Annotated in this window: 14 protein-coding genes; 7 read left to right on the forward strand and 7 right to left on the reverse strand. The window is 60.5% G+C overall.

What is annotated here, in order from left to right:
- Window positions 1-227 precede the first annotated feature (227 nt).
- Entirely contained in the window at window positions 228-1082 is an 855-nt protein-coding gene (locus SFLMC1_RS02985; protein WP_152074527.1) for a MurR/RpiR family transcriptional regulator, read from the reverse strand.
- Between the two features lie 189 nt (window positions 1083-1271).
- On the opposite strand from SFLMC1_RS02985, the gene SFLMC1_RS02990 reads away from it, so the two are divergent.
- The 4 genes from SFLMC1_RS02990 to SFLMC1_RS03005 all read left to right on the forward strand — a co-directional run bounded on the left by SFLMC1_RS02990 (window position 1272) and on the right by SFLMC1_RS03005 (window position 6210).
- On the forward strand, window positions 1272-2546 hold the full coding sequence (locus SFLMC1_RS02990; protein WP_152074528.1) for a glycoside hydrolase family 1 protein: 1275 nt from the start codon (window positions 1272-1274) through the stop codon (window positions 2544-2546).
- Window positions 2543-3310, forward strand: coding sequence for a ChbG/HpnK family deacetylase (locus SFLMC1_RS02995; protein ID WP_152074529.1), 768 nt, complete (start codon window positions 2543-2545; stop codon window positions 3308-3310). Before SFLMC1_RS02990 ends, SFLMC1_RS02995 begins: the two co-directional genes overlap by 4 nt.
- Before the next feature lie 17 nt (window positions 3311-3327).
- Window positions 3328-4713: a glycoside hydrolase family 1 protein gene (locus SFLMC1_RS03000; RefSeq protein WP_152074530.1), complete on the forward strand. Its 1386-nt coding sequence runs from the start codon at window positions 3328-3330 to the stop codon at window positions 4711-4713.
- Between the two features lie 66 nt (window positions 4714-4779).
- On the forward strand, window positions 4780-6210 hold the full coding sequence (locus tag SFLMC1_RS03005; protein ID WP_152074531.1) for a PTS transporter subunit EIIC: 1431 nt from the start codon (window positions 4780-4782) through the stop codon (window positions 6208-6210).
- 239 nt (window positions 6211-6449) lie between these two features.
- Here the strand turns inward: SFLMC1_RS03005 and SFLMC1_RS03010 are convergent, their stop codons facing one another.
- Window positions 6450-7304: a MurR/RpiR family transcriptional regulator gene (locus tag SFLMC1_RS03010; RefSeq protein ID WP_152074532.1), complete on the reverse strand. Its 855-nt coding sequence runs from the start codon at window positions 7302-7304 to the stop codon at window positions 6450-6452.
- Between the two features lie 202 nt (window positions 7305-7506).
- On the opposite strand from SFLMC1_RS03010, the gene SFLMC1_RS03015 reads away from it, so the two are divergent.
- From SFLMC1_RS03015 to SFLMC1_RS03025, 3 genes are all read left to right on the forward strand, one after another.
- A complete protein-coding gene (locus SFLMC1_RS03015; RefSeq protein WP_152074533.1) occupies window positions 7507-8955 on the forward strand; it encodes a glycoside hydrolase family 1 protein in 1449 nt (482 codons plus the stop codon).
- 279 nt (window positions 8956-9234) lie between these two features.
- Window positions 9235-9771, forward strand: coding sequence for a PTS glucose transporter subunit IIA (locus tag SFLMC1_RS03020; RefSeq protein ID WP_152074534.1), 537 nt, complete (start codon window positions 9235-9237; stop codon window positions 9769-9771).
- Window positions 9772-10005: 234 nt separating this feature from the next.
- Window positions 10006-10563, forward strand: coding sequence for a hypothetical protein (locus tag SFLMC1_RS03025; protein WP_152074535.1), 558 nt, complete (start codon window positions 10006-10008; stop codon window positions 10561-10563).
- 508 nt (window positions 10564-11071) lie between these two features.
- Here the strand turns inward: SFLMC1_RS03025 and SFLMC1_RS03030 are convergent.
- The 5 genes from SFLMC1_RS03030 to hypF form a co-directional block, all read right to left on the reverse strand.
- Window positions 11072-11740, reverse strand: coding sequence for an HAD family hydrolase (locus tag SFLMC1_RS03030; protein ID WP_152074536.1), 669 nt, complete (start codon window positions 11738-11740; stop codon window positions 11072-11074).
- Between the two features lie 126 nt (window positions 11741-11866).
- Window positions 11867-12901: a hydrogenase expression/formation protein HypE gene (gene hypE / locus SFLMC1_RS03035; RefSeq protein ID WP_152074537.1), complete on the reverse strand. Its 1035-nt coding sequence runs from the start codon at window positions 12899-12901 to the stop codon at window positions 11867-11869.
- Window positions 12902-12949: 48 nt separating this feature from the next.
- Entirely contained in the window at window positions 12950-14062 is a 1113-nt protein-coding gene (hypD, locus tag SFLMC1_RS03040) for a hydrogenase formation protein HypD (RefSeq protein WP_226814283.1), read from the reverse strand.
- Entirely contained in the window at window positions 14062-14322 is a 261-nt protein-coding gene (locus SFLMC1_RS03045) for a HypC/HybG/HupF family hydrogenase formation chaperone (protein ID WP_152074538.1), read from the reverse strand. The genes hypD and SFLMC1_RS03045 overlap by 1 nt, the downstream gene beginning before the upstream one ends.
- A 131-nt stretch (window positions 14323-14453) precedes the next feature.
- A complete protein-coding gene (gene hypF / locus SFLMC1_RS03050) occupies window positions 14454-17138 on the reverse strand; it encodes a carbamoyltransferase HypF (protein WP_152074539.1) in 2685 nt (894 codons plus the stop codon).
- Between the last annotated feature and the right edge of the window lie 98 nt (window positions 17139-17236).

Here is a 17236-nt window from a genome sequence, read left to right on the forward strand (position 1 = left end):
CCGCAAAATGAGCGCGGATAATCTCCCGGTTTTGGCCTGTGTGCGGGCTCAAAGTGGGAGATTATCCACGCTCGTTATTTGAGTGTCCAATAATCCTCGCTCGTTGTTACTTGAGCCCGGGGAGGCGACGAAGTGCGTCTGCTTACACGCCGTCACCGCCTCGTAGCCTATGGTTAGCGACAGGTGGGCCTTGCCGACGCCTGTGCCCGCTCCAATGGTGGGCGATCCTAGTGCCCCGTCATGTCGTCGTACGGGCGATTGGGCGCGCTCGGGAAGGCATCGCTTCCATATTGGAGTAGGTACTGCTGAACGACGAGGTCAATTGCCGCGAGCGCCCCGTACTTGCCCGTGTCGTTGGCGTTCGACTCGCCGCACTGCATGATGAAGGCGGCCTGATTCCAATATGGGTTCGAGGCGTTTTGCGTGATCGCCAGCACGGCACACTTGCTATTCCTGATGCTGTTGCATACATCGACATATCGTATGGGATAGCTGCCCCCGACGCTGCAGATGATCGCCAGGTCCTCGGGTTGGAGGGATTGGGCACATGCAAGTTGGGAAGCTTGATCCAGACGCAGATGCATGACCTTTCCCATGGAAAACAGCTTGTTCTGAAGGTATCGTCCGGTATCCCAAAGAAAATGATGGGAAAAGAACGCGACTCGGCGGCAATTATGAATCGTATAGGCGATTTTCGGAAGTTCGGCCAGGTTTTTCTCGGAGATGGTCGCGGCGATGTTTTGCTGAGCTTCCCTCGCATATTCAAGAAACGCCGCGTGCGGGTCCGCGGTGAGATTGCGAAAGAAGCGCTGGGAGTAGTCGTAGCTGATGGGATAGTCGACCCCGAGCGCGTCATGCATCTCTTTGAAGCTCTCGTAGCCTAGGAATCGGCAAAAACGCGAGACGGAAGCCTTCGAGACGTAGCACATGTCGGCGATCTGCGCGATGGACATGTCTTTGAGTGCGTCGTAATTTTCCAACATCTTGACGGCTATCTGATAGTTGTTGTCGCGCTGCATGCTGGTGTCTATATAGCTGAGGAGCTTTTCCCCAACAGAGCCCATCGGGTTGGCATAATTCAAGGGTCCACTCCCATCAGACGTTTTAACACCATTAAATACCAGCGGGTTTCATATCCTGAAACCCAGGTCTCCATTCTGAAACATCGGTGTCCAGGATGGAACGCAAAACCTTGTGCATTCGTGTTGTACTCAATGGTAACAGGAGCCGGGCGATTAAGCCTGGATGCGGATACATGAAAGGGAGATTGCATGGCACATCAGTCGACTTCGGTATTTCCCGAGACGTTTCTCTGGGGCGTCGCGACCGCCGCGCACCAGGTTGAAGGCAACAACGTGAACAGCGACACGTGGCTGTTCGAGAATGTTGAGGACACGGCGTTCATGGAGCCTTCCGGCGACGCGATGGACCACTACCATCGTTTTCGCGAGGATATTGCCCTTATCGCATCTCTTGGCCTTACCTCCTATCGTCTGAGTGTCGAGTGGTCGCGCATCGAGCCGGCGCGCGGCCTGTTCTCCAAAGCAGAGCTCGCGCACTATCGCGAAGTGCTCCAGTGCTGCCGTGACAACGGTCTCAAGACGATCGTCACGCTTCATCATTTCACGTCGCCGATTTGGCTGCTCGCCCAAGGCGGCTGGGAGTCGCCCGAGACTCCCTCCCTTTTCGCGCGGTACTGCGCGCGTGTGGTCGAGGAGATGGGCGATTTGATGGACTACGCATGCACCATGAACGAGCCAAACCTGGCATGGCTCTTGGCTGATGTCGGGGCCACGTTGCGCAACGCCTCCGATCGCGCCGAGGACCCCATGTTCCGCAGCGTCGCCAAGGCGTTGGGGGTCGAGCCGGCATCCCTGGCCCAGTTCCAGTTCGCAGCCACCGAGCGGGCGTTCGATGTGAAGCTCGCCGCTCACAAGGCTGCCGTTGACGCCGTGCATGCAATCCGTCCCGATCTCCCGGCAGGTTGGACGCTCGTGGGAAGTCCCTTTAAGGCGGCTCCCGGTGGCGAAGAGCGCGCTGCAGCTGCCCGTGAGGAGATTTGCGATCGCTTTTACCGTGCTTCCGCCGGCGATGATTTCGTGGGTATCCAGACGTACTCGCGCTCGTGGTACGGCGCGGATGGCCCGGTTGACCCGCCTGCCGGCGTGGAGCTCACCCAGCGCGATGAGGAGTTCTACCCCGAGGCCATCGAGGAGAGCCTGCGAGCTGCTTGGGACCAGTCGGGCACGCCTCTGTTCGTCACCGAAAACGGCATAGCTTCCGAGGACGACGAGCAGAGAGAGCGCTTTTTGGATCGAGCTGTCGCCGGTGTGGGGCGTTGCGTCCGCGACGGTATCCCGGTCTTGGGATACACCTGCTGGTCCGCGTTTGACAATTTCGAGTGGGTTTTCGGGTATGGCCCGAAGTACGGGATCATCTCCGTCGACCGCGAGACGCAACGCCGCACCGTAAAGCCAAGCGCTACGCACCTGGGAAGCATAGCGCGCTGTAACGGTGCCTGCGTCGAGATCGGTGATGCCCGATGAAGCGCCTGCTGATACGCGCCGACGACCTTGGCTACTCTCGGGGTGTCAACTACGGCATCGTCGATTCTGTTCGCGGCGGACTCGTCGGCTCGGTCGGGGTCATGACCAACATGGAATCCGTGAACCACGGCCTCGAATTGCTCGACGGGCTCGACGTGTGCCTTGGCCAGCACACGAACATCTGCGTCGGCAGGCCGCTCACCGACCCTGCGCTCATTCCGAGTCTCTGTGGTCCGGATGGCATGTTCAAGCTGAGCGGGGCGTATCGGGATGCCATGAAGCGGGGAACCGACTTCGTGGTGCTCGATGAGGTCGTCTTGGAGATCGAGGCTCAGTATCGAAAGTTCGTATCGCTTGCGGGCAGAGAACCCTCCTACTTTGAGGGTCATGCGGTGGCGAGCCCGGCGTTTTTTAAGGGGTTGGAGATCGTGGCGGAGCGCCACGGACTGCCGCTGTTCCCGATGGGTGCGCCGGGAGAGGCAGTCACGTTCAAGAGCACGCGTGTCGCTGCATACATGCCCGCAGATTTTCGCGCCTATGAGATGGATCCGTTCTCGGCGGTGCACGGCGCCGTCGAGAACGCGAACGACGACACGTGCACCCTCATGGTGTTCCATCCGGGTTATATCGATGCCTATCTCATGGACCACTCGAGCATGACGACGGCGCGGGCGCGTGAGGCGTCGATGCTTTGCGATCCAGCAACCCGTGAATGGCTGGCGAGCCAGGACATCGCGTTGGTGACATACGACGATTTGAACTAAGGAGAAAGGTGGCAAGTATGGCAAACAGGTTCCCCGATGGATTCCTATGGGGTGCGTCGACGAGCGCATTTCAGGTAGAGGGCGCCTGGGGGGAGGGCGGCCGAGGCAGGTCGACGACCGATCGCGGTTTCGGCATCCCCGGAATCACTGATGGCAGCGTGGCGTCCGACCACTACCATCGCTGGAAAGAGGATGTCGACCTCATGGCCGAACTCGGACTCAAGACGTACCGCATGAGCTTCTCGTGGTGTCGCATTATGCCCGATGCGACTTGCGAGCCGAATCCCGAAGCACTGGCGTTCTACGACGGTCTGATCGATTACCTTCTGGAAAAGGGCATCGAGCCCTTTGTGACGCTGTATCACTTCGAGTGCCCCCAAGCGCTCGTCGACGAGTTTGGCGGATGGTTGGATCGCAGGATGATCGATGCCTTCGCCCGCTACGCCGAGGTCTGCTTTAGGCACTTCAAGGGTCGTGTGAAGCTGTGGGCGACGATCAACGAGCAACTTATCGCAACGGCGACGTCGGTGAACACCGGGGATACCGAGACCGACCCCAAGAGACATCAGGGCAACACCTATCAGATGAGTTACCACATGTCTCTCGCAGAGCACCGTGCTTTCGAGTTTTTGCACTCAATCGATCCTGAGGCGATGATCGGGCCGGTCTGCGCCATCCAAGTGACCTATCCGCTCAGCAGCTCGCCTGCAGATGTGATGGCGGCGCTCAATGCCGAGGAGATGGAGCAGTTCTACATGCTCGACATGAGCGTGCGCGGATCGTATTCCCCGTATGCGGCGAGCTATCTCAAGCGCGAGGGGTTCTATCCCGCGGTCGAGCCCGAGGACGATGCGGTTCTGCACGGGTCGACGCCTGATTTCATCGGCATCAACTATTACTCCAGCAGCTGCGCCAAGGAGCGCACCGAGCCCATCGTATTCGGTGGCTTCCCGCCTTGGGGCGCGGGCGACTTCGTCCTCTGCGACAACTCGAGGCTCGAGAAGACCGAGTGGATGCCCAACGGCCTCGACCCCATCGGGCTGTCGATCGGCATGCGCAAGGTGCACGACCGCTACGGCCTGCCCATGGTCATCACCGAGAACGGCATGGCCTTGAGCGAGGAGCCCGATGAGTCCGGCGCGATTCACGACGAGCAGCGCATCGCCTATCTCTCCGCGCATATCGCCCAGGTCGGCGAGCTCATCGAGCAGGGTTATCCCATCTTTGGGTATTGTCCATGGAGCTTTGTCGATGTGGTCTCCAGTCATCAGGGCTTCGCCAAGCGCTACGGCCTTGTATACGTGGATCGCACCGATGACGACATCAGGACTTGCGACCGGATTCGTAAGGACAGCTTCTATTGGTATCAGAAGGTCATCGCGGGCAATCAGCTGCCCGAATAAACGCAGGTTTTCCGGTTGGCGCGAAGTCGCCGATGGGGGATAGAAAGAAACAGGAAAGGAAGTACCATGGCAGATAACAAGCGTATCGCCGAGGATATCCTCAAGGCGGTGGGCGGCCCGAAGAACGTGACTTCGGCGACCCACTGCATGACGAGGCTCCGCCTTGTGCTCAAGGACGAGTCCAGCATCGACGATGACGAAGTCAAGGCCGTTGACGGCGTGATGGGCGTTGTTCACGGCGGCCAGCAGTATCAGATTATCGTGGGGACGAACGTGCCCAGAGTGTACGCGGAGTTCTGCTCACTCGCCAACGTCAATGAGCTCGAGGCGGTTGAGGACGCCGAGGCTGCCGCCGCCGACGTCGAGCTTGTCGGCAAGAAGAAGCTTACGCCCATGCAGATCTTGAAGAACGTCGTCGGTTACATGGCGGGCTGCATGACCCCGATGATCCCGGTGCTGCTCACGGGCGGTCTCGCAAATGCGATCAATGCCCTGTGCGGTCCGCAGCTCCTGGGCCTGTACCCCGCGGAGAGCGACATCTACGTGCTCTTCGACTTCATCTACGATGCCGCTCTGTACTTCATGCCTATCCTCGCGGGCGTCAACGCGGCGAAGCAGCTTGGCATCAACGGTATGCTCGGCGGATTTATCGGCTGCATCCTCATGTCGCCGGATTTCGCCGCAATCATCTCCGAGGGCAAGGCGTTTACCGTTTTCGGTATCCCCTGCAACACGTCTGCTGCCTATGCCCAGACTGTCCTGCCCATCATGATGTCCGTTCCGCTGTTCGCTGTTGTTTATAAGTTTGTCGGCAAGCACATGCCCGACGTGCTCTCCACCGTGTTCACGCCCATTTTGAGCCTTCTTGTCACCTCGCCGTTCATCCTGTGCCTGCTCGCCCCCTTCGGTACGATTGTGGGCAACGCCATCAGCGGCGGCCTTGCTTGGTTCGGTATGAATACCGGGTTCTTCGGTGTCGGCGTGATCGCCGCCCTTTGGGAGTTCCTCGTCATGAGCGGTATGCATCTGGCCCTTATGATGCCCATGATGGCCTCGTTCTTCGAGACTGGCGAGATGACCGGTGTCATGCTCGCGGGTAGCTTCGCCACGTGGGCGTGCTTCGGCGTCGCCCTCGGTGCGGCTCTTCGACTCAGGGGCAAGGCGGAAGGCGGCAACGCCTTCGGCGCCTTCGTGTCCGGTATCTTGGGCGGCGTCACCGAGCCTACGCTCTATGGCATCTGCCTGTCTCACGTGCGCTGCTTTGGCGCCTTGATGGTTGGTAGCTTTGTCGGCGGTGCGTATGCTGGCATCGCCAATCTCACCCAGTACGTCATCACCTCCGCGAACTTCCTGTCCGCCCTGAGCTATGTGGGCGGCACCAACGCCAACTTCATCCAGGGTATCATCGCGAGCCTCATTTCCCTGGTCGTCGCAGCTGTGTGCACGTATCTCTTCGGCTTTAGCAAGAAGGAGCTCGATCAGGTAAACGCCAAGTAGCATTGATGCAGCCTGAAATAACCCGTGCCCCGCTCGAGAGAGCAGAGCACGGGTTTTGTCATGCGCCTGCCGAGACTGGTCGTTGGGGACGTTCTTAAACGACTAGTCATTTAAGAACGTCCCCAAAGAGTGCCTGCAAAATGGGGGTGGATAATCTTCCGTTTTTGACCTGTGCGCGGCCTCAAAGTGGGAGATTATCCACGCTCGTTAGATAAGCGTCAAAGAATCCTCGCTCGTCGCTACTTGAGACCGGGCAGGCGGGTGTAGGGGAATGAGCGCTCTAGGAACTCGGAGCAGCGGACGTAATCTTTGGCGAAGTAGCTGCTGTAGAGCGAATCGAGCACGTATTGCACGGCGATGTGGCTGGCGAACTGCGTGATGCGATGCGTCATGCTCTCGTGATCGCTCACCGTGAGATAGGCGGCAAAGCCGGGGTGAATGCGGGCACAGTATGGTGTGCCGATGACGATGACCGGGACATGCCGACTGCACAGGATCGGCAAGATCTCCCTGAGGTTGGGGGCAAGACCGCTGTAGGAGATAACGATTGCCGCATGCTCGGGGCCCGAGGCGAGCGCCGTACGCACCTGCGCCTCGACACTGTCGTGGCACGTCGCACTTTTGCCGGACGAGAGCAGGCGGTCGCGGAACATTCCCGCTGGATACAGGTTATGCGAGCCCGTGTAGATGTCCACGGTGCCGGCGCGCACGATAAGCTTGGCGGCGTGGTCGAGCTGTGTGGGGTCGAGCAGCTCCTGCGTTTCGGTCAAAGTGGTCTGATAGAGCCCCTCCATGCGCTCCATGATCTGTGCGGGCGTGGATGTGGCGTCGAAGGGAAAGTTGATATCCACGTCGCGGCGGTTGCCCGCCTCGGTCGCCAGGCGCATGAGCTCGACCTTGAGGTCCTTAAAGCCCTCGAGGCCGAGCTTTTTGCAAAAGCGGTGCACGCTCGCGACCGAAACGTTGGTGCGTGCGGCGAACTCCTTAATGGACAGCCCGCGGATGTCCTCGCCCATGGCAAGGGCCGAGATGCCGAGCTGTTGCTCGGTAGGGGTAAGGCCCTGCGCCTCGGTGATCTTGCGTTTGATATCCATGCGAACTCCCACACTCGCCAAACCTGCCAAAAAGGGACAGGTTTATTTTTGCACGTTTCGGTCGGTATCAGGAAGTGTCAGGGGCGGGGTGGCGGCGGGGTGCCGCTGCGAAAAGAAGTGTCGGGTTTGGCGCGCCCGCTCCCGCATGCCCCGCGCGCGGGCGATACTCGGCTTATCGATCCGCGATGCAAAGGAGATGCTCATGGCAAATATCAAGTTCCCCGAGGGTTTCTATTGGGGTGGCGCCACCGCCGCCAACCAGTTTGAGGGTGCTTGGAACGTGGACGGCCGCGGCCCTTCCGTCGACGACCATTTTTTGGGCGGCAGCTACAAGGAGCCGCGCCAGATTACGATCGACATCGACCCCGATCGCTTCTATCCCAACCATGATGGCATCGACTTCTACCACCACTACGAGGAGGACATCGCGCTGTTCGCCGAGATGGGCTTCAACATGTTCCGCATGTCCATCTCCTGGAGCCGCATCTTCCCCAACGGCGACGACGCCGAGCCCAACGAGGCCGGCCTCGCCTTCTACGACCGCGTTTTCGACTGCCTGCGTGCTCACAATATCGAGCCGCTCGTGACCCTGTCGCACTACGAGATGCCCTATCATCTGGTCGAGAAATACAACGGCTGGGCGAGCCGCGAGCTCATCGGCTTCTTTGAGAAGTACTGTCAGACCGTCTTCGACCGTTACCGGGACAAGGTCAAGTTCTGGCTCACCTTCAACGAGATCAACTGCGGCACCCAGGACATGGGCAACCTCTTTGAGACCAGCATGATCCAGGGCTTTGAGGGTCCGGCTTCGGCGGTCCACACCACGCCGCAGGCCCGTATGCAGGCCCTGCATCACCAGTTCGTGGCCAGCGGTCGCGTCGTGCGCTACGCCCACGAGCACTACCCGCAGTTCAAGATGGGCAACATGGACTGCTTCATCCTCTCCTATGCCGCCACGTGCGATCCGGCCGACGTGTTTGCCACGCAGCAGGAGATGAATACCATGAACTGGTACTGCTCCGACGTGCAGGTGCGTGGCAAGTACCCGTTCTACGCCAAGCGCTTCTGGGCCGAGAACGATGTCGAGCTTGTGATGGAGGACGGCGACCTGCAGGATATCGCCGACGGCAAGGTCGATTTCTACACCTTTAGCTACTACATGTCCGGCACCGTGGGCACCCACAAGGACCACGAGATGACCGAGGGCAACATGACCTTTGGCGGCAAGAACCCCTATCTGGAGTCCACCGACTGGGGCTGGCAGATCGATCCTCTGGGCCTGCGCATCGCCCTCAACGAGATTTACGCCCGCTACGAGATTCCGCTGATGGTGGTCGAGAACGGCATGGGCGCTTACGACGAGGTCGAGGAGGACGGCTCCATCCACGACCCGTATCGCATCGCCTACTTGCGCAGCCACATCAAGGCCATGGGCGAGGCCATTGCCGACGGCGTTGACCTGATTGCCTACACCTGGTGGGGCCCTATCGACCTGGTTTCCGCCGGCACCGGCGAGATGCGCAAGCGCTACGGCTTCATCCACGTCGATAAGTACGATGACGGCACCGGCACCTACGAGCGCCGCCGCAAGGACAGCTTCTTCGCATATCAGAAGATCATCAAGTCCAACGGCACCGAGGGCCTGGAGTAATTGTGTCCCGGCGATTGAGTTTCGGCGTTCTGCCGAACGCCGAACCGACAGCCGATTACGTGACCACCGACGTCAATGACGACAGCATCTGGAACGCTTTTGTTCACCTGGGGCTTATTGAGGATTAATCGACAATATGAGTGACGCCGGGGAAAAGGTTTTGGGAAGGGCTCGGAAGGGCTTGCGATTCGAGCCCTCGCCTGAGTATTTTGGTCATTTGGCACTATAATCACCATAGGCATGCGCATAACGTTGCGCTTAATCAAGAGGAGAAAACGTATGGGTCTGTTTGATATGTTCAAGAAGAAGGCTGAGCCCGCGGCTGCCGCTGCTCCTGCCTCCATCTCTGCTTCTGCCAGCGCCGACGTGCTATGCTCGCCCGTCAAGGGCAAGGTCATCAAGATGGCCGACGTGCCCGATCCCGTCTTTGGCGGCGAGGTCCTGGGCAAGGGCTGCGCCGTGTGGCCCGAGGACGACCTGGTCTACGCTCCCTGCGACGGCAAGGTGACCGTCACCATGGGTCACGCCGTGGGTCTGCAGTCCGATAGCGGCATCGAGGTCCTGGTGCACGTTGGTGTCGATACCGTCAACATGAACGGTGACGGCTTCGAGGGCTTCGTCAAGGCTGACGATGTCGTTAAGGCTGGCCAGCCCATGCTCAAGATCGACCGCGCCAAGATCGCCGCTGCCGGCTACAAGGACTGCGTCGTTGTGGCCGTGTCCAATACCGCCGAGTTCGCCGACGTCGAGCTCGCCGTCGAGGCTGAGTCCGCCGTCGCCGCCGGCGATGCCATCGTCAAGGTCGTCCGCAAGTAATCTGCGGCAACATAAGGGTGTTTTGGGGTGGTCGAATTGTTCGACCACCCTTTTTTATTACAATGCGGCGGAACGTTTTATTGCGTGTTGGGCGGACCGGTAAGCCGTTCGGACGTTAAATCGAGCCGACTGCGCCCTTGCTTTGCCGGGGGTGTTCGTTAGCGGCTAGTATGGCCTTATTGTTACGACGTGCGCTGCGCAGGGAAAGTGGCGCCGCTTGTTTGGAGGAATGTCATGAAAAAGAAGCTGCTGCTTGCGCCCCTGATGGCTGTTCTGGTCGCGTGCGTGGTTGTGCTTTCCGGCTGCGGGGGTCCTTCGGTTGAGGAGCTCATCACCGAGGATCTTACGACGCAGTTTGACGAGGTCAAGAACGGTGGCGACGACTTCCTCGCCGGCCTGGAAGAGGCCTCGGGCGACGAGTTCAAGCAGCTGGGTATTGATCCCAAGGAGTACGCCAAGAGCTATCTCGAGGGCTTTGGCTACAAGATTGGCGACGTGACGGTCGACGAGGACAAGGGCACCGCAACTGCCGAGGTCACCATTACCTGCAAGTCCATGAACCAGATCGTTGAGGATTTTGCCACCCAGTACCAGGAGAAGGTCGCCGCGCTCGATTCGATGCCTTCCGATGACGAGCTGTACAAGATGGCCGGTCAGGTTATGGTCGATGTGACTAAGGCTGCTAAGACCAAGGACACCACGGTCACCTTCAAGTACTCCTGCAACGACGACGGCGAGTGGTCTGCCGACGATTCCGCAACCAACGAGATGATGAAGGCCATGATGAGCTAGGGAGGGGGTTACGCGGTTTTGCCAAACCGCGTAACTGCTCGACGCTGCAAACGCCCCTAAGCGGCAATCTGACGTTCAATTTCAAGGGCGCGACCAGAAGGTCAGCGCTCTTTCATTTCACGTCACCTTGCTCGCTTAGGGGCGTTTTCGCTGTCCGTCCTCTACCCGCGACGTAGTCATTGGGGACGTTCTTAAACGACTAGTCGTTGGGGACACTCTTCGAACAACGGCGTTGCCATCGCTGCCGAAGGTGGCAGTTGGGGACACTCCTTGCATAAGCGTTGCATCGGGTGGTCGGGAAAGCGCGACCCGGTTTTTGGCCGAATAGTGGGTCGCGGTTTCCGGATGGGGCGGGTTGCGGAAAGTGCGACCCGGAATATTGCTCCAAAACGGGATGCCGTTTCCCCGATGGGGCTCAAGCGGAAAGCGCGTCCCATTCCGAAGCTCCAAAACGGGACGCGCTTTCCGCGCAGAAGAATTGTCGCAGCCGCGTTAAGCGCCAGCTTCGTTACTCGCCCAGAATCAGTGCCGTGAGCTCTGCCTGGGTGTCCACCACGTAGTCGGCGCCGGCGGCCTCCAGCTCTGCGCGGCCACGGAATCCCCAGCTGACGCCCGCGCTCTTAAGGCCGGCGTTGTGGCCGGTCAGAACATCGACATTGGAATCGCCCACATAGAGCGTGGTCGCCGAGTCGGCGCCCAGCTCTTCCATCACATGCAGCGTAACAGGCGCCTCGGGCTTGGGCGGAAAAGCGTCGACACGGCCCTGGACCAGCGCAAAGCGGTCGGGGCCAAAGTACTTCTCGATAAGCGGCACCGCCGAGACGTGGTCCTTGTTGGTGAGCACGGCAAGCTGCACACCCGCGGCGCGCAGACGGTCGAGCATCTCAATCGTGCCGGGATAGGGGGCGGTGTGGTCCTCCTTGTGCTTGCCGTAGTAAGCCCTAAACTCGGCAAGCGTCTGCTCAAACATACGGCCGTCGCCCACATACTCGGCGGGCATAAAGCGCTCGACCAGCTTGAGCATGCCGTTTCCCACCTTGTAGCGGTACTCGTCCACGGCAAACGTGGGCCAGCCGTGCATCTCACAGGTGTAGTTGCCGGCGGCTGCCAGGTCCTCGAGCGTGTTGAGGAGAGTGCCGTCGAGGTCAAAAATCACATGGGAAAACGCTGCCGCCATGGGTGCTCCTGCCGTTTGAGTAATAAAACGCACTCCATGATACTGGGCCTGCGTATCGGGCACGTTTGGAATCTGAATATCTTTGCCGGCCTTGAACCGCGTTGCGCCGGCCGCGAGCCGTTGCCGTTAGCAAATTCTCGGCAGCTGTTCTCCCACGAGCATGTCGAGGATGCGGGTCGATCCCCAGCCGGTGCGCACGCGCACGGCGGGTCGAGCGCTTTCGGCAAGCGGCAGCACGCGACCGATGATGGCGGCATTCTCGCCGTAGCGGGCGACGCGCATGGCCGCCAGCGCAGCATCGGCCTGCTCAGCCGGCACCACGGCGACCATCTTGCCCTCGTTTGCCACCTGCAGCACATCGTATCCGAGCATCTCACATGCTGCCTGCACGTCGGGGCGAACGGGCACGGCATCCTCGTCGACCTCCATGGCAACGCCGCTGGCCTGGGCAAACTCGTTGAGCGTTGATGCCAGGCCACCGCGCGTGGGGTCGCGGAAGCAGCGGGTGTCGGGTGCTGCGGCGAGCACATCGGCAATCAGGTGGTTGAGCGGCGCGGCGTCGCTTTCGATGGTGCTCGAAAACGCCAAGCCCTCGCGTTGGCTCATAATGGCGATGCCGTGGTCGCCTAGCGTGCCCGATACCAGGATGGCGTCGCCGGGCCGGCAGTTGGCACCGCTGAGCGCTACGCCCGCGGGCACTTCGCCCACGCCGGCGGTATTGATGTAGACGCCGTCGGCACCGCCACGCTCGACCACCTTGGTGTCACCGGTGATTATGGACACGCCCGCCTCGCGCGCCGTTTCGGCCATGGTCTGCACAATCTGGCGCAGCTTGTCCATGGGATAGCCCTCTTCGAGGATAAAGCCGCATGAGAGGTAGCGCACGTTAGCGCCCGAGGTCGCGACGTCGTTGACGGTTCCGCATACGGCGAGGCGGCCGATATTGCCGCCGGGGAAGAACTGCGGCGTCACCACAAAGCTGTCGGTTGACATGGCGATTCGCCCGTTTGCGGGCAGCGCGGCGACACCGGCATCGTTGCCCGCAAGCAGCTCGGGCGACCCAAAGGCATCCAGAAAGACCTCATCGATGATGCGTTTCATCATCTGACCGCCAGAGCCGTGGCCCAACAGGACAGTGCTATCGGTGATGCTATGGGACATATCGAAAACTCCAATCGTGGGTGGTGCCAGCGTGCGGATGCGTCCGGGCTAGCCGTGGTATCTAAAGTACGCCGCGCAGCTGCCCTCAGAGCTCACCATGCAGGGGCCGACGGGGTGCTCGGGTGTGCAAGCGTGGCCGAACAGCGGGCAGTCGCTCGGCGTGATGGCTCCGCGCAGCACGTCGCCGCAGCGGCACCCGCGTGGCTCGACCGTCGCCTCAACGGGTACGTCAAAGCGGGTGCCGGCATCAAAGCGCGCGAATTCGGGGCGGATGGAAAGGCCCGAGTCGGCGATCGGCCCCAGCCCGCGCCACGTGGTGTCGCATGGCTCAAACACCTGCTCGACCAGCTGGCGCGCTACGGGATTGCCGTTCGCATTGACGCCACGGCGGTAGGCGTTGTCGATTGCGGGCCTGTTCTCGACAACCATCTGGACCAGCATGCAGATGCCCTGCAGGATATCGACCGGTTCAAACCCGGTGACTACGCCGGGGGTCTCGAACTCGTCGACCAAAAAGCTAAAGGGTGCCAGGCCCGTGATGGTGGCGACGTGGCCAGGCAGGATAAAGCCGTCGATGGTCGTCTCGGGGTCGTTGGAGATCGCACGCAGAGCCGGCGGCGTGGTCTTGTGAGCACAGTAGACCGAGAAGTTCTGGAGCCCGCGAGCGTCGGCTTCCAGGATAGCGGCGGCAATGGTGGGCGTTGTGGTCTCAAAGCCGACGCCCATAAAGATGACCGGGTGTTCGGGATTTTGCCCGGCAATGTCGAGTGCGTCGAGCGGAGAGTAGACGATGCGGATATCGCGCCCCGCGGCCTTTTGCGCGGCAAGCGAGGTGGAGGATCCGGGCACGCGCATCATGTCGCCAAAGGTGGTGATGATGGCGCTGTCCATGTTGGAAAGCGCGATTGCGTGATCGATGTCGCGGTTGGCGGTGACGCAAACGGGGCACCCCGGGCCGCTTAGCAGTTTGAGTCCCGTCGGCATAATGGAGCGAAAGCCATAGCGGCCAATGCTCACGGTATGCGTACCGCAGACTTCCATAAGGTTGATGATGCGGTTGCCGACAAGCTCATGAATACGATCGATGAGCTTGCGAGCCAGCTTGGGGTCGCGAAATTCCGAAAAGTCGATACCGGAGCGAACCGGCTGCGCCGCCGCCACTAGTATGCCTCGGCCGGGTTGGTGATGAGCTGGTCCTCTTCGGCCAGCTCGGTCATGGTACTGATGAGCTCGAGTGTCTCTTGGGCTTCCTGCTCGTCGACAATCTGAATGCCAAAGCCGGCGTGCACGAGAATATAGTCGCCTACCCGTGCCGTCGGCACGAGACGCAGCGAAACGGGACGCTCGATGCCCATCATGTCGACGGTCGCCTTAAGGTCGTCGTCGCGTTTGACCACTTTACCGGGAACGGCAAGGCACATAATGTTCCCCTTTTATACGTTTTGCGCTGGATAGGCGCCTAATTACCCATCAGTTGATGGTAGCGCTCGCGGGAGTCACGAGCAAACGCGTTACACCTGTGAGACGGCGGCGCGCAGGCTGGCAAAACAGCCTATCGCGATGCTGTCTGCGCGAGGCGAACGCGAGCGATGGCGGCCTGACCGTAGGCGATGCAGCCGTCGTTAACGGGCACGGTTTGGGGAATCAAGACCGTAAGGCCTGCTTCTTTAAGCTTGCGGGTGAGGAGCTGAAGCAAAAGTCGGTTCATGAACACGCCGCCCGAGAGTGCGACGATATCGATGCCTTCGCGCGCGCAGATTTCGCGTGCGATTCGTGCCGAAGAGCGCGCGATGGCGATATGGAAGTCGAGCGCGAGCCTGTTGACGGAAATGCCGGCCTCGATTCCACCCAAAAGGGCCTTAAAAAGCGGTTTTTGGTCCAGAACAAGGGGATTGTTAGAGGCCGCCTGGACAGTTAGTTCAGATACGTTTTTTTGTGATGGGCTCTGGGTGGCAAAAGCCGTCTGCGAACACCCCAAATGGGTCGATTTTGGGCCTGCACCGGGCATGCTTGCCGCAAACGGGGTGTCTGGAGAGCCCTTTTTGGCCAAATTCGAGTCAAAAATGTCGGATAGGGGGTCTGTAGTTAATACGTATCTGAACAAACTGTCCAGCGATGTTGAGACGGATGCGGATACACCCGCCTGATTGCCAGTGGAATGGCTGTTTTCGTCGTCAAGAGCGCGCCAAGCGGTGGCCTCGAGCTCGATGGCGGGTTCACCCTCGTAGGTTGCAGTGCCGCAGATGCCCAAGATTGCCGCCGCGGCGTCAAACAAACGGCCCATGCTGCTCGTGCGCGGGCTGTTGATGTTCCGCTCGATCATCGTGGTCGTCACGCTACGTGTTTGCTCGTCAATGCTATCCAAAAGCGGGGCGGCGCCCGGGTGTTCGAGCAGACCGAACTCGCTCAGCAGGGCAAAGGCGTTGCGTCGGGCATCGCGCACGGATGCGGCGCCACCGGGGAGCGCCCAGGTACGCAGGTGTGCGGTGCGCTCAAAATCGGCAAGGCTGGCAACAAGAAACTCACCGCCCCAAATGGTTCCGTCGGTGCCGGCGCCCGTGCCATCAAAAGCGATGCCAAGCACGCGTGCATCGGGTGCAAGCTGCCCTGTAGCGATAGCCTCGGCCATCACGCTCGCGATGTGCGCGTGATGGTGCTGGACTTCGATAAGTGACAGATTGCGCTCCCGCGCCTGCTCGCGGGCCCACTGGCTCGATAGGTAGCTGGAGTGCAGGTCGCATGCCAGCACGGCAGGCGCCAGGTCAAAAAGGTCTTCCAGACGCGTGCGTGCTGCATTCCAGGCATCGAAGGTCTCGCCGTTTTCGACATCGCCGATATGCTGCGACACAAAACAGGCCACATGGCCGTCGGCGTCCTCGCGCGTGAGCGCGATCGTAGCTTTTTGCTGCGGCCCGCAGGCGAGCACGCAGGGTGCAGTGCCGTCGAGCGCCGGCAGCGGCAACGGCTGCGGCGCATATCCGCGTGCGCGACGCACAGGCATGCCGGTGCCGTCGACCACACGTACCACGGAGTCGTCGTAGCGTGAGAGAATCGCACGGTTATTGCCAAGTAGCGCGTCGGCGATGCCGGCGGCAACAAGATGTTCCCATGCAAGGGCATCGTCGGTCTCGATGGGCTCCTCGCTCAGGTTTCCGCTGGTCATGACCAGCGCGTGCGTACCGCGGGCTTCTGCCGCGGCAAGCAACAGATGCTGAAGTGGGGTGTAGGGGAGCATAACACCGAGCTCGGGTAGATCGTGCGCGACGGATGGCGCGAGTGTAAGGGCGTCGGGGGAGCCGTGGGTGTCGTTGCCGGTCGCGCGCCGGCGCAGCAGCACGATGGGGCGAATGCTGCCGGTCAGCAGGTTGCGTTCAACGCCATCGACATGACACAGGCACTCGGCGTCGGCAAGGCTGCGCACCATAACGGCAAGCGGCTTGTTGCTGCGGCGTTTGCGGCGGCGAAGCTCGGCTACCGCCTGCTCGTTGGAGGCGTCGCATGCCAGATGGAATCCTCCCAGTCCCTTGATGGCGACAATGCCGCCGCTTGCCAGCAGCTCGACGCAGCGTCCGATGATGGCATCGCTGGCCTCGCGCGTGGAGCCGACGGCTGGTGTTGCGTCGACCGCCGTTGGCACAACACCGTGGTCCGCCTCGCGCCACGTAATGTGCGGCCCGCATTCAAAGCAGGCATTGGGCTGCGCATGAAAGCGCCGGTCAAGCGGGTCGCCATACTCTGCGGCGCACTCGGGGCACATGGGAAAGCAATCCATCGACGTGGCCGCTCGGTCATAGGGTAGCGAGTGAATGATGGTAAAGCGCGGTCCGCAATTGGTGCAGTTGATAAAGGGATAGTGAAAGCGTCGGTCGGCGGGGTCGAACAGCTCGCGCAGACAGTCATCGCACGTGGCGATGTCGGGCGAGACGAGCGTTGTGTGGGCGGTTTTATCCTGCGACGCCACAATGCGAAAGCCCTGCTCGCTGGCGGCGTCCCAGTCGCCGGGTGCCAAGTCCATAAGTTCGACATGCTCAACGCGGGCCGCGGCAGGCGCGTGCTCCGACAGCGCGGCGACAAAGCCGTCAAGTGCCTCGACCGAAGCATGCGCCTCGATGTGCACGCCATCACCTGCGTTGAGCACCCAGCCGCAAATGCCATGCGCCATAGCCTCGCGATACACAAATGGCCGCATGCCAACACCCTGCACAATGCCCGTTACATGGATATGCACATGCCGCATGTGGTTCCCCCTCGTCAAAACCGACCAAAAAGGACAGGTTTATTTTTGGTCGGTAAAACTTCTAAACCGGAACTGCGGACGATTTCCTGGACCGTCAC

The organism is Collinsella aerofaciens, assembly GCF_901212495.1.
Lineage (GTDB): Bacteria > Actinomycetota > Coriobacteriia > Coriobacteriales > Coriobacteriaceae > Collinsella > Collinsella aerofaciens_H.

Excerpts from the sequence above, each read along its gene's own strand:
- SFLMC1_RS02990 (WP_152074528.1), top strand. The coding sequence starts at position 1,272 with ATGGCACATCAGTCGACTTCGGTATTTCCCGAGACGTTTCTCTGGGGC.
- SFLMC1_RS02995 (WP_152074529.1), top strand. The coding sequence starts at position 2,543 with ATGAAGCGCCTGCTGATACGCGCCGACGACCTTGGCTACTCTCGGGGT.
- SFLMC1_RS03000 (WP_152074530.1), top strand. The coding sequence starts at position 3,328 with ATGGCAAACAGGTTCCCCGATGGATTCCTATGGGGTGCGTCGACGAGC.
- SFLMC1_RS03005 (WP_152074531.1), top strand. The coding sequence starts at position 4,780 with ATGGCAGATAACAAGCGTATCGCCGAGGATATCCTCAAGGCGGTGGGC.
- SFLMC1_RS03010 (WP_152074532.1), bottom strand. The coding sequence starts at position 7,304 with ATGGATATCAAACGCAAGATCACCGAGGCGCAGGGCCTTACCCCTACC.
- SFLMC1_RS03015 (WP_152074533.1), top strand. The coding sequence starts at position 7,507 with ATGGCAAATATCAAGTTCCCCGAGGGTTTCTATTGGGGTGGCGCCACC.
- SFLMC1_RS03020 (WP_152074534.1), top strand. The coding sequence starts at position 9,235 with ATGGGTCTGTTTGATATGTTCAAGAAGAAGGCTGAGCCCGCGGCTGCC.
- SFLMC1_RS03025 (WP_152074535.1), top strand. The coding sequence starts at position 10,006 with ATGAAAAAGAAGCTGCTGCTTGCGCCCCTGATGGCTGTTCTGGTCGCG.
- SFLMC1_RS03030 (WP_152074536.1), bottom strand. The coding sequence starts at position 11,740 with ATGGCGGCAGCGTTTTCCCATGTGATTTTTGACCTCGACGGCACTCTC.
- hypE (WP_152074537.1), bottom strand. The coding sequence starts at position 12,901 with ATGTCCCATAGCATCACCGATAGCACTGTCCTGTTGGGCCACGGCTCT.
- SFLMC1_RS03045 (WP_152074538.1), bottom strand. The coding sequence starts at position 14,322 with ATGTGCCTTGCCGTTCCCGGTAAAGTGGTCAAACGCGACGACGACCTT.
- hypF (WP_152074539.1), bottom strand. The coding sequence starts at position 17,138 with ATGCGGCATGTGCATATCCATGTAACGGGCATTGTGCAGGGTGTTGGC.